At 64.7% G+C, this 13,145-nt stretch carries 10 protein-coding genes; 9 read left to right on the top strand and 1 reads right to left on the bottom strand.

Annotation, left to right across the window (positions count from 1 at the left end; all coding sequences use genetic code 11):
* Positions 1-33 precede the first annotated feature (33 nt).
* The 9 genes from N4264_RS06125 (at position 34) to N4264_RS06085 (ending at position 12,122) form a co-directional block, all read left to right on the top strand.
* Positions 34-981, top strand: coding sequence for an NAD-dependent epimerase/dehydratase family protein (locus tag N4264_RS06125; RefSeq protein ID WP_261696181.1), 948 nt, complete (start codon positions 34-36; stop codon positions 979-981).
* Positions 978-2,252, top strand: a complete 1,275-nt coding sequence (locus N4264_RS06120; RefSeq protein WP_261696180.1) for a hypothetical protein — start codon at positions 978-980, stop codon at positions 2,250-2,252. Before N4264_RS06125 ends, N4264_RS06120 begins: the two co-directional genes overlap by 4 nt.
* A 31-nt stretch (positions 2,253-2,283) precedes the next feature.
* Positions 2,284-3,579 (top strand): hypothetical protein, encoded by a 1,296-nt coding sequence (locus N4264_RS06115; RefSeq protein WP_261696179.1) that lies wholly within the window; start codon positions 2,284-2,286, stop codon positions 3,577-3,579.
* Entirely contained in the window at positions 3,576-4,859 is a 1,284-nt protein-coding gene (locus tag N4264_RS06110; protein WP_261696178.1) for an NAD(P)/FAD-dependent oxidoreductase, read from the top strand. The genes N4264_RS06115 and N4264_RS06110 overlap by 4 nt, the downstream gene beginning before the upstream one ends.
* A gap of 7 nt (positions 4,860-4,866) precedes the next feature.
* Positions 4,867-5,541, top strand: coding sequence for a class I SAM-dependent methyltransferase (locus N4264_RS06105; protein ID WP_261696177.1), 675 nt, complete (start codon positions 4,867-4,869; stop codon positions 5,539-5,541).
* Positions 5,541-5,990 carry a GtrA family protein gene (locus N4264_RS06100; RefSeq protein WP_261696176.1) on the top strand — a complete coding sequence of 150 codons (450 nt, stop codon included), beginning with the start codon at positions 5,541-5,543 and terminating at the stop codon, positions 5,988-5,990. Before N4264_RS06105 ends, N4264_RS06100 begins: the two co-directional genes overlap by 1 nt.
* Positions 5,991-7,805 (top strand): hypothetical protein, encoded by a 1,815-nt coding sequence (locus N4264_RS06095; protein WP_261696175.1) that lies wholly within the window; start codon positions 5,991-5,993, stop codon positions 7,803-7,805.
* Between the two features lie 62 nt (positions 7,806-7,867).
* Positions 7,868-10,309: a hypothetical protein gene (locus N4264_RS06090; RefSeq protein ID WP_261696174.1), complete on the top strand. Its 2,442-nt coding sequence runs from the start codon at positions 7,868-7,870 to the stop codon at positions 10,307-10,309.
* A gap of 79 nt (positions 10,310-10,388) precedes the next feature.
* Positions 10,389-12,122 carry a hypothetical protein gene (locus tag N4264_RS06085; RefSeq protein ID WP_261696173.1) on the top strand — a complete coding sequence of 578 codons (1,734 nt, stop codon included), beginning with the start codon at positions 10,389-10,391 and terminating at the stop codon, positions 12,120-12,122.
* 51 nt (positions 12,123-12,173) lie between these two features.
* Here N4264_RS06085 and N4264_RS06080 read toward each other — a convergent pair whose 3' ends face one another.
* Positions 12,174-13,142, bottom strand: a complete 969-nt coding sequence (locus N4264_RS06080) for a sulfotransferase family protein (protein WP_261696172.1) — start codon at positions 13,140-13,142, stop codon at positions 12,174-12,176.
* Between the last annotated feature and the right edge of the window lie 3 nt (positions 13,143-13,145).

Raw genomic sequence — 13,145 nt, 5'->3', positions numbered from 1 at the left:
CACCGAACCGCCGCACCCGCCGAGGTACAGAACGTGAAGCTCGCCCGAACCGACAAGATCGTCCTGACCGGCGCTGCCGGTCTGGTCGGACAGAACCTCATTGTCGAGCTGAAGTCACAGGGCTACAGCAACCTCGTCGCTATCGACAAGCATGCGCATAACCTGGAGATCCTGCGCCGGTTGCATCCGGACGTCACGGTCGTGCCGGGTGATCTCGCCGAGCACGGCGAATGGGAAACGACGTTCCGCGGCGCCGCCTGCGTCGTGCAGCTGCACGCCCAGATCACGGGCAAGTTTCCGGAAGAGTTCATCCGCAACAACGAGCAGGCGACGCGGCTGGTGCTCGACGCCTGCCGTCGGGACGCCGTGCCGTATCTGGTCCATATCAGCTCGTCAGTGGTCAATTCCGTCGCCGATGACGACTACACCAACACCAAGAAGGCGCAGGAAAAACTCGTCGTCGACAGTGGCCTTGCGCACTGCGTGCTGCGACCGACCCTGATGTTCGGCTGGTTCGATCCCAAGCACCTGGGGTGGCTGTCGCGCTTCATGGAGAAGGTGCCGGTATTCCCGATTCCCGGTCACGGGCGGTACATGCGCCAGCCCCTGTACGAACGCGACTTCTGCCGCTGCATCGTCAAGTGCATCGAAACCCAGCCCGCCGGCGCGATCTACGACGTCTGTGGCGATACCCGCGTCGATTACGTGGACATCATCCACACGATCAAGCGCGCCAAGGGCCTGAAGACCTGGGTCGTGCATATCCCGTACGGCCTGTTTCGACTCCTGCTGCAGATCTACGCGTTGTTCAGCAGCAAGCCGCCGTTCACCGCGGACCAGCTCAAGGCCCTGACTGCCGGCGACGAATTCACCGGCGTCGACACGGCAAAGACATTCGGCGTCAACCAGACGCCGTTCGAGCAGGCTATCCGCGAAAGCTATTGCGACCCGCGCTACGCGCATATCGTGCTGGAACGATGAACGCTATCGTCGAAACGTCCATGCCCTTGTCCGCGCGGTTGCGCGGCGCGCTGGAGAACCGCACCGTCCAGGTCGTGGTACTGGCCGTCGTGACGCTGCTGGTGCTGCTCTACCGCCGGCCTGACCAGTTCAGCCATCCGTACATGTGGGGCGAGGACGGCGTGGTCAACACCGTCCACTACGCGCAGAGCGGCTGGGCCTCGCTGTGGCAGCCGGTCGCCGGGTATTACACCCTTCCGATCAAGCTGATCTACCTGATCTCCAGCAGCCTGTCGTTCCGCTGGTTCCCGGAGATCAGCCTGTGGCTCACTACCGCCTTCACCTTTGCCTCGCTGGCGGCGGTGGCGTTCGCGCCGACGCTGTTGCGCTGGCGCTGGCTGTGCGCTGTCGCCGTCCTGCTGATTCCGACCGGCGCCGAGAACTTCGCGGTATCGCTGTTCGCCGGATGGTGGGGCTCGATCCTGGCGCTCCTGGCGCTGCTATGGAATACGGAGCAGCGACGCACCGGACTGCGACTTGGACTGCTTTTCGTCGGCGCCCTGTCGACCCCCCTGATCATCGCCATCGCCCCGCTGTTCGCGCTGCGCCTGTTCTGGTATCGCCATCGCGACGAAGTCATCACGGTGGTGGCGGCCGCGCTCCTGGCCGGCCTGCAACTGTACGCCCTGACGCATTCACCGGGCCCGCCGAAGGCCGATTCGCTCGGCTACGACACGCTGCTGATGCTTGAGAAGTTCTTCGGCTACTACACCGTCGTCTCGCTCGAATTTGTCGCACACGGCTGGATCCAGCTTGCCGGCGCCGCATTGGTCGTTTTCATCGCCGCGGCAGGTGTGTTCGACCGGCGTTCCCTCGGCATGGCCTTCGCGCTGCTGGCACTGGCGCTGGCCGCCAATATCCTGATCTCCATCGTCCGCACACCGCTGCCGCTGGTGCATCCGGTGGTGACCACGCCGAGGTACTTCTTCTTTCCGTACCTGCTCACCAGCTGGATGCTGATCCAGCTGGCGGCCGTTCCGACGCGCGTGACCCAGGTCATCGCCATCCTGGCGCTGGCACTGGGTGTTCGAAACGCCGTGGAGCACGGCCAGCACCGGCATGAGCCGATCGACTGGCGCGCGCATGTCGACAGCTGCACCCGTTCACCGACCTACCAGCTGCCGGTACACACCGTTGGCCTGGCCGCGTCGACCTGGTCCGTGTCATTGACCGGCGAACAATGCCGACAGATGGTGCAGCGCAGTCTGTTCGACAACCAGGTGACACCGTGACGAGGCGTCCTGTAACCACGGCGCAGCGTCGATGAGCACGACCGTACCAGCCATCGCCGCGAAGGTATTGTCGGTGGACTGGCGTTCGCCGCGGTTCACCGTGGCCGCCAAGCTGGTCCTGCTCGTCGTGGCGGTCGTGCTGGTGCTGTACTTCCGGCGTCCGGACCAGTTCACCCATCCGGGTATCTGGGTCGAGGATGGCCGCTTCAATATTCCCGACTATGCCGCCAACGGCTGGGCGTCACTGTGGCATCCAATCGCCGGTTACCTGAGCGTGCCGATCAAGCTGCTGCATGCGGTGGCGCAAACCCTGTCGTTCCGCTGGCTGCCCGAGATCGGCCTGTGGCTGAGCGTGGTGTTCAGCGTCGGCGTGCTCGCGGCTGTCGCCTTCGCTCCGACACACCTGCGTGCACCTTTCCTGTGCGCGCTCACGCCGCTTGCCATCCCGACTGACTCGGAAGTCTTTGCCGTATCGCTGTACGCCGGATGGTGGGGCAGCCTGCTCGCACTCCTGCCGCTGCTGTGGCGCGACGACGCCGGCCGTCCGGTGATCCGCATCGGGTTCCTGCTGCTCGGTGGGTTGTCATCGCCATTGATCGTGGTGCTGGCGCCGCTGTATGCCCTGCGCGCCACGTGGCTGCGCCGGCGTGACAGTACGATCGACGCAGGCGTCGCCACGGGCGTGGCCGCCGTGCAGTGCGTGTTCCTCTGGCAGTTCCGTACCACCGGTACCGCCGAACCGGGGCTGGCCCTGGCGCCACTGGTCGAGAAGTTCTTCGGGTACTACATCGTGCACGCCACCGCGCCGGGCCTGGCGCAGGCGGTCCTGCCATGCGGCGTGGCCGTGCTGCTGTTCCTGGCTTACGTTTCGTGGGCGTACCGCCGCCAGCTCGGGCTGCCGGCGCTGCTCCTGCTGGGATGCCTGGCGGGCGCGATCGCCGCCTCCGTGCTGCGCGAGCCGCTGGCGGGGCTGCATCCACAGCTGGCTGGGCCACGCTACTTCTTTTTCCCCTATGTGATTCTCGGCTGGTTCCTGGTGCAGGTCGCCTGCGTCGATGCGCAGATTCCGCGTGCCGGCGCTGCCATGATTCTCGCCTTCGCCGCGCGCAACGCCCTGGAAGTGGCCCAACGGCGCCACGACTCGATGAACTGGCGCGCCCATGTGGAAGCCTGCCTGGCCAACGCGCAACCGCATGAGTTTCCGATCCACTTCGACGGCCGCGCCGGCACGCGCTGGCGCGTCACGCTGGCGCAGGCGGACTGCCACCGGCTCGTCAGCCGCAGCCTGTTCGACAATGACATTCCGTTACGAGAGCAATCCCGATGAAATTTGCCGTCCTGGGCGCTGGCCCGATGGGGCTGATGGCAGCCATGGAGCTGTTGAAGGCCGGCCACGACGTTGATGTGTACGAACGTGACGATCGTATTGGCGGCATGTCCGCCAGCTTTGATTTCGATGGCCTGACAATCGAGCGCTACTACCACTTCGTCTGCAAGACCGACGATCCCCTGTTCGAACTCCTGCGCGAGCTGGGCATCGAGGACAGGCTCAAGTGGACCGATACCAAGATGGGCTTCTACTGTGACGGGCGCCTGTACAAGTGGGGCACGCCGTTCGCGTTGCTCGCCTTCGACAAGCTGGGCCTGGTCGACAAGCTGCGCTACGCCCTGCACGTGATGAAGACCAAGAGCGTCAGCGACTGGCGCGAACTGGACAAGGTGCCGATCATCCCGTGGCTGAAGAAATCCATTGGTGAACGCGCCTACAAGGTGCTGTGGGAACGCCTGTTCCACCTGAAGTTCTACGAGTACAAGGATCACCTCTCCGCGGCCTGGCTTGGAACCCGCATCAAGCGCGTCGCCCTGTCACGCCGCAATCTGCTGCAGGAGTCGCTCGGCTTCATCGAGGGCGGCTCGGAAACACTGCTGGACCGCATGGAGCAGTACATCCGGCAGCGCGGCGGCCGTTTCCACCTGGGTGCGGGTATCGACCAGGTCACCACATCCGGCGGCAAGGTGCGTGGCGTCGTCGTGCGCGGCGTCGAGCAGGCAGTGGACGGCGTGATCAGCACCGCCCCGATCCAGTACGTTCCCAGGCTCGTGCCCGATCTGCCCGCGGATTTCGTCGCGCGCATCCAGGCGATCGAGAACATCCCCGTAGTCTGCGTGATCCTCAAGCTCAAGCAGCCGCTGAGCGAGAATTTCTGGATGAACATCTGCGACGAGCGGATCGAGATTCCGGGCGTCATCGAGTATTCCAATCTCAATCCGGGCACCGGGCCGGCCGTGGTGTACGCGCCGTTCTACATGCCCAAGACGCATCCGAAGTTTGCCCGCGACAACGCGGCCTTCATCGAGGAAGTCCTCGGCTACCTACCGCACATCAATCCGGCATTCCGCCGCGACTGGGTGCTGGCCGCGCATTGCCATCGCTACGAATTCGCGCAGGCGGTGTGCCCACCGGGCTTCTATGCCATGCTGCCGCCGATGCGTACGCCCATCCAGGGCTTCTGCATGGCCGACACCGCCTACTATTACCCGGAAGACCGGTCCATCTGTGAAAGCGTCAAGGTTGCCAAGGACCTCGTCGCCGCTGCCCTGTCGTGAGGATCCCATGAGCCAGACCGAACTCGAACTCGACAAACTCTACAACCAGCGCTTTCCCGAAGCGGAGCTGCAGCAGAAGCACGCCATCTGGAAAGTGCTGTGCACGGAGTACTTCAACCGGTACGTGAAACCCACGGACACGGTTGTCGACATCGGTGCCGGCTACTGCGAGTTCATCAACAATATCCAGGCGGGCCAGAAGATCGTCGTCGACCTCAACCCGGACGTTCGCCGGTTCGCCGGGCCGGGTATCCGCGTCATCAATGAATCCTGCACGGCCATCAAGCAGCTCGACAGCGACAGCGTCGATGTCGTGTTCATGAGCAACTTCCTGGAGCACCTGCCGAACAAGGACCTGGTGCTGGAAACGTTCCGCGAGACGCGCCGGATCCTGTGCCGTGGCGGCAAGGTGATCGTGCTGCAGCCGAACATCCGCTACCTGCCGGGTGAATACTGGGACTTCTTCGACCACCACACGCCGCTGACCGAGCGCAGCCTGGTCGAAGGCCTGCAGCTGGCCGGCCTGACGCCGGAAGTGGTGATCGACCGGTTCCTGCCGTACACCACCAAGAGCCGCCTGCCCAAGGCGCCGTGGCTGGTCTCGCTGTACCTCAAGCTGCCGTTCGCCTGGCGCTTCGTTGGCAAGCAGGCGCTGGTGGTCGCGCGCAAGGACACCGCGTAATGGCCGTGTCAGGCGAACCGGCAAATCCGTCCGCCGTCGCACCCCGCGACGGCGACGGCCGCTGGCAGTTCCTGCGATTCGTTGCCGTCAGCGCGGTCGCGGCGGGCCTGAATTTCGGCTCGCGCATCCTGTTCGACCTGTTCACGACCTACATCGTTGCCATTTCACTGGCGTTCTGCGTGGGGCTTTCCAGCGCATTCGTGCTCAACCGGTTGTTCGTCTTCGCCGGATCGACCAATCCCCTGCACCGGCAGGCGACGTATTTCGTGGTCGTGAATCTGTTCGGCCTTGTGCAGACACTGGCGATCAGCCTGCTGCTCGCGCGCTGGCTGCTGCCGCAGATCGGTATCACCGTGTATGTCGAGGAGATCGCACACGCGGTTGGCATTGGCGTCCCGATCCTGACCAGCTTCCTTGGCCACAAATACCTTTCTTTCAAGGTGGACTGAGTGACGTCCACACCCGTCGGCACGCCGGAAGTGCCATCGCGGCTGCTTCACGGCGCGTCCCTGTTCACGGCCCTGGCGGTCGTGGTGCTGGTCCGCCTCATCGTCCTGGCCGTGTACGGATCCGAGATTCCGTACTGGGACCAGTGGGACGGCATGGTCGTGAAACTGTACAAGCCGGCAGCTGACGAAACGCTGGCGTTCGCCGACCTGTTCAAGCCGCACAACGAGCACGTCATCTTTTTCACCCGGCTGACGGGCCTCGTGCTGTTCTGGCTCAACGGCGCGCAGTTTGACAACCTGGTCGAGGCCTGCGCCAACATCGGGCTCTACACCGCCGTCCTGGCGCTGGTGGCCTGGCCCTGGTTCCGTGGCCTGTCGACGGGCGCGCTGTTCTCCGGCGCCGTTGGCCTGGTGATGATCGGCGCCATTCCCTACGGCTGGGAAAACCTCGTTTCCGGCGTGCAGAACGCGTTCTATTTCATGGTGGGCTGGACGGCCCTGGCGCTGTTGGCCGTCGCCCGCGCCCGACCCGGCCGGTGGCTGCCCATCGCAGCGGCCCTCGCCTGCACCTTTCTCAGCCTGCTGACGCTGGCGTCCGGCTGCCTTGCGGCCCCCGCCGTTGCCGGTGCCGCGCTGGTGGCCTTCCGGGCCGGGCGGATCGATCGCCGCCAGTTGGTCGTACTGGGCAGCGTCCTGGCGGCGCTGTTTGCGCTGGGTATCGGGCTGATGGCGCCGGCTCCGCACCACGGCAGCATGCACCCCACGACAGTCGCGCAGTTCCTCGCGGCGACGCGCGACACGCTGTCGTGGCCACTGCCGGCGAGCTGGACCATCGCCGCCCTGATCTGGTGGCCCGCGGCGGTCAGCACCTTGGTGGCGCTGCGCCGGCGGATGATGACCGGCACCGATCTGTTTTACCTGGGCATCGCCGGCTGGGTGCTGCTGCAATGCCTGGCGATCGGATACTCGCGCTACGCACCTGGCGCTACACTCGCCAGCCGCTACACGGATGTCCTCGTTCTGGGCGTCGCGGCGAACCTCATTCTCGCCCTGCGCCACTGGCAACCCGCCGCCATGCGGACCGGCGCCGCCGTGGCGACGGGCGTCTACGTGATTCTTGCCTCCGCCACGCTGTTTACGGCGCTGGGAATCTGGGGCCTGCACGGCATCACGAAGCTCGAATCCCTGCGGCAGAACCAGGCCGCGGCCACCACCCACCTGCGCCACTTCCTGCACGGCGCCGGGCGCAGCGCCTTCGAGCAGGCGACGCCACAGCAGGTGGGCCATCCGAACAAGGAACTGGTCGCGCGCGCGCTGGACGATGCCACCGTGCGCTCTCTCCTGCCGATGGCGATCCGGCTGCCGCTGGCCGTGGACTGGTCCGGATGCGCGCTGCTCGTCGCGCCCGGTGCCTTCCCGACCACACCGGCGTGGCCCGCCGGATCGCTGGGCACCTTCGCCGCCGGGACGGGCAACGCGGCCACCGGCACCTGCACGAGTGCCACGCTGCAGAGCCGCTCGCGCTATCTGCGTTTCCCCGTTGCGGGCTATCTGGGGATGCCCCGCCTCTCGCTGGCACTCAAAAGCGACGACGGCACGATGCGCACCGTGGAAACGCCGCCGGCGCACGAGGCCTGGATTCCGCTGGTCGTACGTCCACCTTCCGACGCGTTTGCATTTGTGGTGAGCGACGACAATCCCGAGTACTGGTTCGCCTTCGGCGCGCCGGTCGAACAGGGCCGACTTTCCTATGCGACGGCGCGGCTGCTCGATACGCTACGCGATCGGACCGGTTGGCGCGGGCCTTCCCCCTGACCACGCATGGACTGGCGAAACCGCAGGCCGCGTCCCGGCAACGGCAAGCAAGGAATCGTATTGTGCATAAATCCCAATTCGAACCGCCGCGCCCTATGGGCGTACGCAAGCCCTCCCTGGCCGCGACGCTGCTCGATCGCGCCTTTATCGTGGTATTCGCTGCGGGATTCTTCCTGCTGACAACGCGACTGGGCGCGCCATCGGCGGGCGACGGCCTGGATCCTTCCTGGACGGTGGTCCTGGCCTGGGCCTTCGAGAACAAGCTGCGCTGGGGGCAGGACATCGTCTTCACCTACGGCCCGCTTGGATTCCTGCATCCGATCGCCAGCTACTTTCCTGCCGCCTACGGCGAGTTCGTGGCAGGCCAGGTGATTGTCGGCCTGCTCGGCGCCTTTGTCGCCGCGCAGTTCTTCGGCCTGCTCAACTGGGCGGAGCGATTGCTGCTGGTGGTGGTGGCCTACCTGCAGATCGTCGTCCTGTGCGCCGATCCCCTCTGGATCATCATCTTTTCCTATTCATTGTTCACGACGCAACGCCTGTGCGAAACAGCGGCATCACCGGTGCGACTGGGCTCGCTCATCGTCGCCACGGCGGTCTATGCCGCGATCACCACCGCCATCAAGGTGAGCCTGTTCCCACTGGCGCTGCTGTGGTGGGCCGGAGCCACCCTGATGCTGGCCGTGCGTCGCCGTGTCGGCCTCGCCGGCCTGTCGCTCGCCGGCTTTCCATTGGCCACGCTGGCAGTCTGGCTGGTGGCCGGGCAGACCTTGTCCGACCTGCCGCGCCATCTGCAGTTGAGTTTCAACATCTCGGCCGAATACGGGCACGCGATGAGTGCGTTTGCGCCCCTGCTCACCGAGGTTTACGGCCTGGCCCTGCTCGGCACGATCGGTGTCCTGCTGCTGATGCAGCTGTGGCGCAGCCGCACCTCGCTGTCGGCCGCGATCACGGTGCTGTTCTTCGGCGCTGCGACCTTCCTGGCCTGGCGCGCCGGTTACACGCGCGCCGACGGCCACACGATGGCCTTCTCCTGCGTGGTCAGCGGCCTGGCGGTGGCGATCGCCGCGTTTCCGAAGCAGCGCTCCGCCGCCTTGTACGCGGTATGCGCCGTACTGGCGCTGGCGGGCGTTCCGATGCTGGTAACGGCGTGGAATCCGACCGGCATCCTGACGCCGCGCCAGCTCGTCGACATTGCGCCGGCACACGTTCGCTCGGTCGCCCGGCAGTTGCGCAACCTCGCTCCCACCGTGCAGAACTTCGAGCAGTCACTGGAGGCTGACCGGAAGCGCCTCGACCTACCTCAGACACGCCAGGTTGTGGGCACCTCGACCATCGACCTTGTTGGCTGGCAGCAGGGCGTGTTGCTGCTCAACCGGCTGAACTATCGGCCGCGCCCGATCTTCCAAAGTTACGCCGCCTATTCCCCCGTGCTGGCGCGCGTCAACGAAGCACACTTCACCGGTCCGATGGCCCCGCAGTTCGTCCTGCTGCCCTTCTCGCAGATCGATACACACTACCCGACCAGCGAGGATCCATTGACCTTCCTTGCACTACTGCGTGGCTACCAGCCCGCTCATGTGGAAGGGGGCTATCTGCTGCTGAAGCGCACGGCTGGCGACATACCCGCGTTCGCCGCCATCGACGCCGTGAGTTTCCGTTCGTCGACGCTGGGGACGTGGGTCGACGTACCGGCTGCCGAAAGCGGAACCGTATTGTCGCTACGTGCCCGTCCCAGCGCGCTCGGACGCGCATTCGCCTTCCTGGTGCGTGAGCCCTCCTGGCGGCTGGAGGTCCAGCTGGACAACAGCGAGACGCACACTTTTCGGATTGTCCGCACGGCGGCCGAGGCGGGTTTTCTGCTGGATCCCTTCGTCAATTCGCTGGACGACTACGCTCGCTTGTTCATCGGCGATCCGCTACCTCGCGTCCGGCGTTTTCGCCTGATACCCCAGTCTGATGTCCTGAGTGCGCTGTACCAGCACGACTTCAGCTATGCCACCGCGGCAATGGCGCTGCCAACGTCCAACACCATTGTTTCCGCGGCAGTCATTGCCAGCCTCTTTCCCGGTTTCGACCGGCGCCCAGCGATAAGCAACGGTCAAACCGCCGTGATCGTGGAAGACGGCAGGCCAGCCTTGTTTGTTCACAGTCCGGGCCGACTGGCATTTGAACTCGACGCGGGCCGCTACCACCTGGATGCGGAGATCGGTATCCGAAACGAAGCGCTGAGTGCAGCGGGCTGTACCGGCAGTGACGGCGTCGTTTTCGAGGTGGCGGCATCGACCGGATCGCCAGGCTCATCCGTCCGGCAGCCGCACAATCCATTCGCCGATCCGGCGCTCAAAGGCCCCCATCCGCTGCGCGCGGATATTGTGCTGCCCCAGGCGGGGACGCTGTCGCTCACCGTCCAGCCCGGTGCGAGCCCGACGTGCGACTGGGCTTACGTCCGGAACTTGCGGATCTCGGCCCCGCAGGCCCCGTCAGCCCCGCCGGCGACGCATTGATTCACGGTCCGGCGTCATCCGCAGCGTTAGTATTTTCCGCAAGTCCGTTTTCAGCAAGGCCGTATCAGGCTGGAGCACTATGAAACCGTTAGCCACTGCCCTGTTCTGCGCCGGATTGCTGATCGGCGCCACCACCGCATCCGCACTCAACGTGACCCAGCCCGACGGCGTCAACGATCTCGTGGCCGCGGGCGACGACTTCGCAACCCAGGTCCTCGGCGACGCCTGGGACATGAGTCACGTGGGTGACCTCTCCACATACGATTCCGGCGGTCTGCAGTCGCAGCTGTTCAACAGCGGCATCTACTCCGCGGTCACCACGAATGCCGACCCTGGCACGTATATCCACCACCCGGGCACGGACGGGACGGTCAACCTCTCGCGTGGTAAACGGCATCCCATCGCGACCGGTGTCTATCGCTACGCCACGCTCAAGATCCGCATGACCGCCAACAGCGGGCCACCGCTGAGCGGGCTGCAGCCGTTGCAATACTTCTTTCTCGAAAACGACGGATCGTTCCTTGCTGGCACGATCGGCTTTTCCAATTTTTTCCACATATCGCCAAATGCCTGGACAATCCTGTCGGTTGACATGGCGACGCAGGTCCATCCTGCATCGACGTATACCTGGACCGGATTTCCGACCGTGGGCGGACTGCGCCTGGACCCGACAGTCAACACTAACGTCAAGGTGGAAATTGACTGGATTCGCATGACCTCGGCACCCACCAGCGGCCAGCGCTATACGGTGATGTGGTCCGATACGGTTTCGGGCAGCTACACGGTGACCGCCATCGACGGCGACAACGCCCGCCACATCCTGGGTACTGGTGTCTCCGGGACATCCTATTCGGCGGACCTTTCGGTGCTTGCGCCGGGCGACTACCGCATCGAAGTCAGCCGCAACGGTGCGACCTCGCTCAGCCCAGGCACGGTCCATATCAATGCGCCACCGGCGATCACCATTACTGCGCCTACTGCCCGCGGTGAACAGACGCGTAACTACGCACAGGTGGAGCTGGGTAACCCGTGGGGCCCAATGGATGCGGCTGACGTCCTGCTGACCGGCTCGCTGACCAACATCAGCTACACCAACCCGACCGGGACCTTTTATGGACGCCCCACCAGTGGTGATCCGGGAATAGTGCTGCAGACAACCGGACATCCGGTGAATGCGGACTATTACAAATCTGCCTGCTTCACCCTCGACGTGCTTGGCCCCAGTCCAAGCGCGCCAAACTCGCTCGTCCGCCTGTTTTGGGGAAATTCCACGGCAAACATGTCGATATCCAAGGACATCTTCCTCTCTGCCGGAATGACCGAGTATTGCATCGAAGATATGTCAGTCATTCCGGTCGAACCGGGGGCGCCGATGCCGTGGGCGGGATCCTTTGTCTATTTCCGGCTGGATCCGCACGAATATCCGGTTTCGAACGAGTGCATTTCGTCACCCAGCCCGGCGAACTGCCACGATGTGCGCATCGAGTCCATTGTTCTGTCGCCGTGGGCATTGGCGGGCCCCAGCTACAACATCACCTGGAACGCCAGCGATGCGGACAATGCCTCCACGTCGCTGACCATCTTCCTTGACACCGATCGCGTCTATGCCAACGGCGGCGAGATTGCGATCGCAACGCCAGCCGGAACGCTGGGTGCGGGGCAGCACATGTTCACCACCAACGGATCAATACCGAACGGCCGCTACTACGTCGGATTTGTCATCACCGATGGCGCCAATCCAGTGGTCCAGTATTCCACTGGCCCGGTGCTACTGCAGTTCACCGACCTGATCTTCCGCAACGGATTCCAGTAGGAAGCGCCGGCACGGCCGCTACGTTGCCGCCGTGCCATCCTTAAGGGCATCTCAGGATTCCGGGCGTCGCAGGTGGCGCAAGCGATGGAGGGTCCAAGGCTCGTCCAACGACACCGTGCCATCAGCCGCCGCCACGTTTGCCTCAATTTCCGGTATTCTCCCGCTGAGCGCAGCCAGTACTTTGCGGTGGCGTCGCGCCTGCTCCAGCCGCTCGTGCAATCCTGCCAGATGTTCCGCCGCTGCCTGCGCGGACACGACGGCCGACTCGCCGCCGGTCCGTTGCGACAGCGTCGCATCCAGCGCGGCGGCGATCTGCGCCAGTGGACCTTCGATCGCGCGGGCCGAAGCACTGCGGTGCAAGCTCGGGTCGACGAAGGCCGCGATATCGTGGTCATCGGGCATGTGCAAGCCGCGGACGCCGGCCTGCACCAGCGCCTCGTACAACTGTCGACACTGCTGCTGCGGCTGCGCCAGGAAGTCTTCGTAACGCACGAAGATCCGCGGCATGCCTTCGCTGGCCCGCATCAGTTCTGCGTTATAGGCGAGCCAGAGCGCAACGGCTTCGTCGGTAGTGAACGTCAGGCCCGTGATCTCGCTGCGCTTGGCCAGCGACGCGACGATCGCACGCGGATCACGCGAGCAGATGACCGCCACCGGCCGCTCGCACCACTCGCGCCAGTAGTCGAGCGTCAGGCACAGGCGCGGGTCCTTGAGGAACCAGGGGCGGTAGGCGTCGATGTCGAGCACCTTGGCATGCACCGCTTCGCGGAGCGGCGGCGGCGGCTGCCAATCCGCGCTGCGGCCAAGGAAGCGATGGATGTCGAACCAGGTGGAGCCGGTAGCCGCCAGGAGCCGGTCATTGAGTTCGACGATGTCGCGGCGCTCCCAGAACCCCTTCGGATTCTCGCGATTGACCGGCAGTGCAGACCCTTCCGGTCCGAAGTACATGCCCATGAGGTTCAGCAGGCGCGCCACCATGGACGTGCCGGACCGGTGCATGCCGCAGACGAAAACCTGCATGGA

This window comes from Tahibacter amnicola (genome assembly GCF_025398735.1).
Lineage (GTDB): Bacteria > Pseudomonadota > Gammaproteobacteria > Xanthomonadales > Rhodanobacteraceae > Tahibacter > Tahibacter amnicola.
The sequence above is the reverse complement of the archived record's forward strand: the minus strand, read 5'-3'. Positions and strand labels throughout refer to the sequence as shown.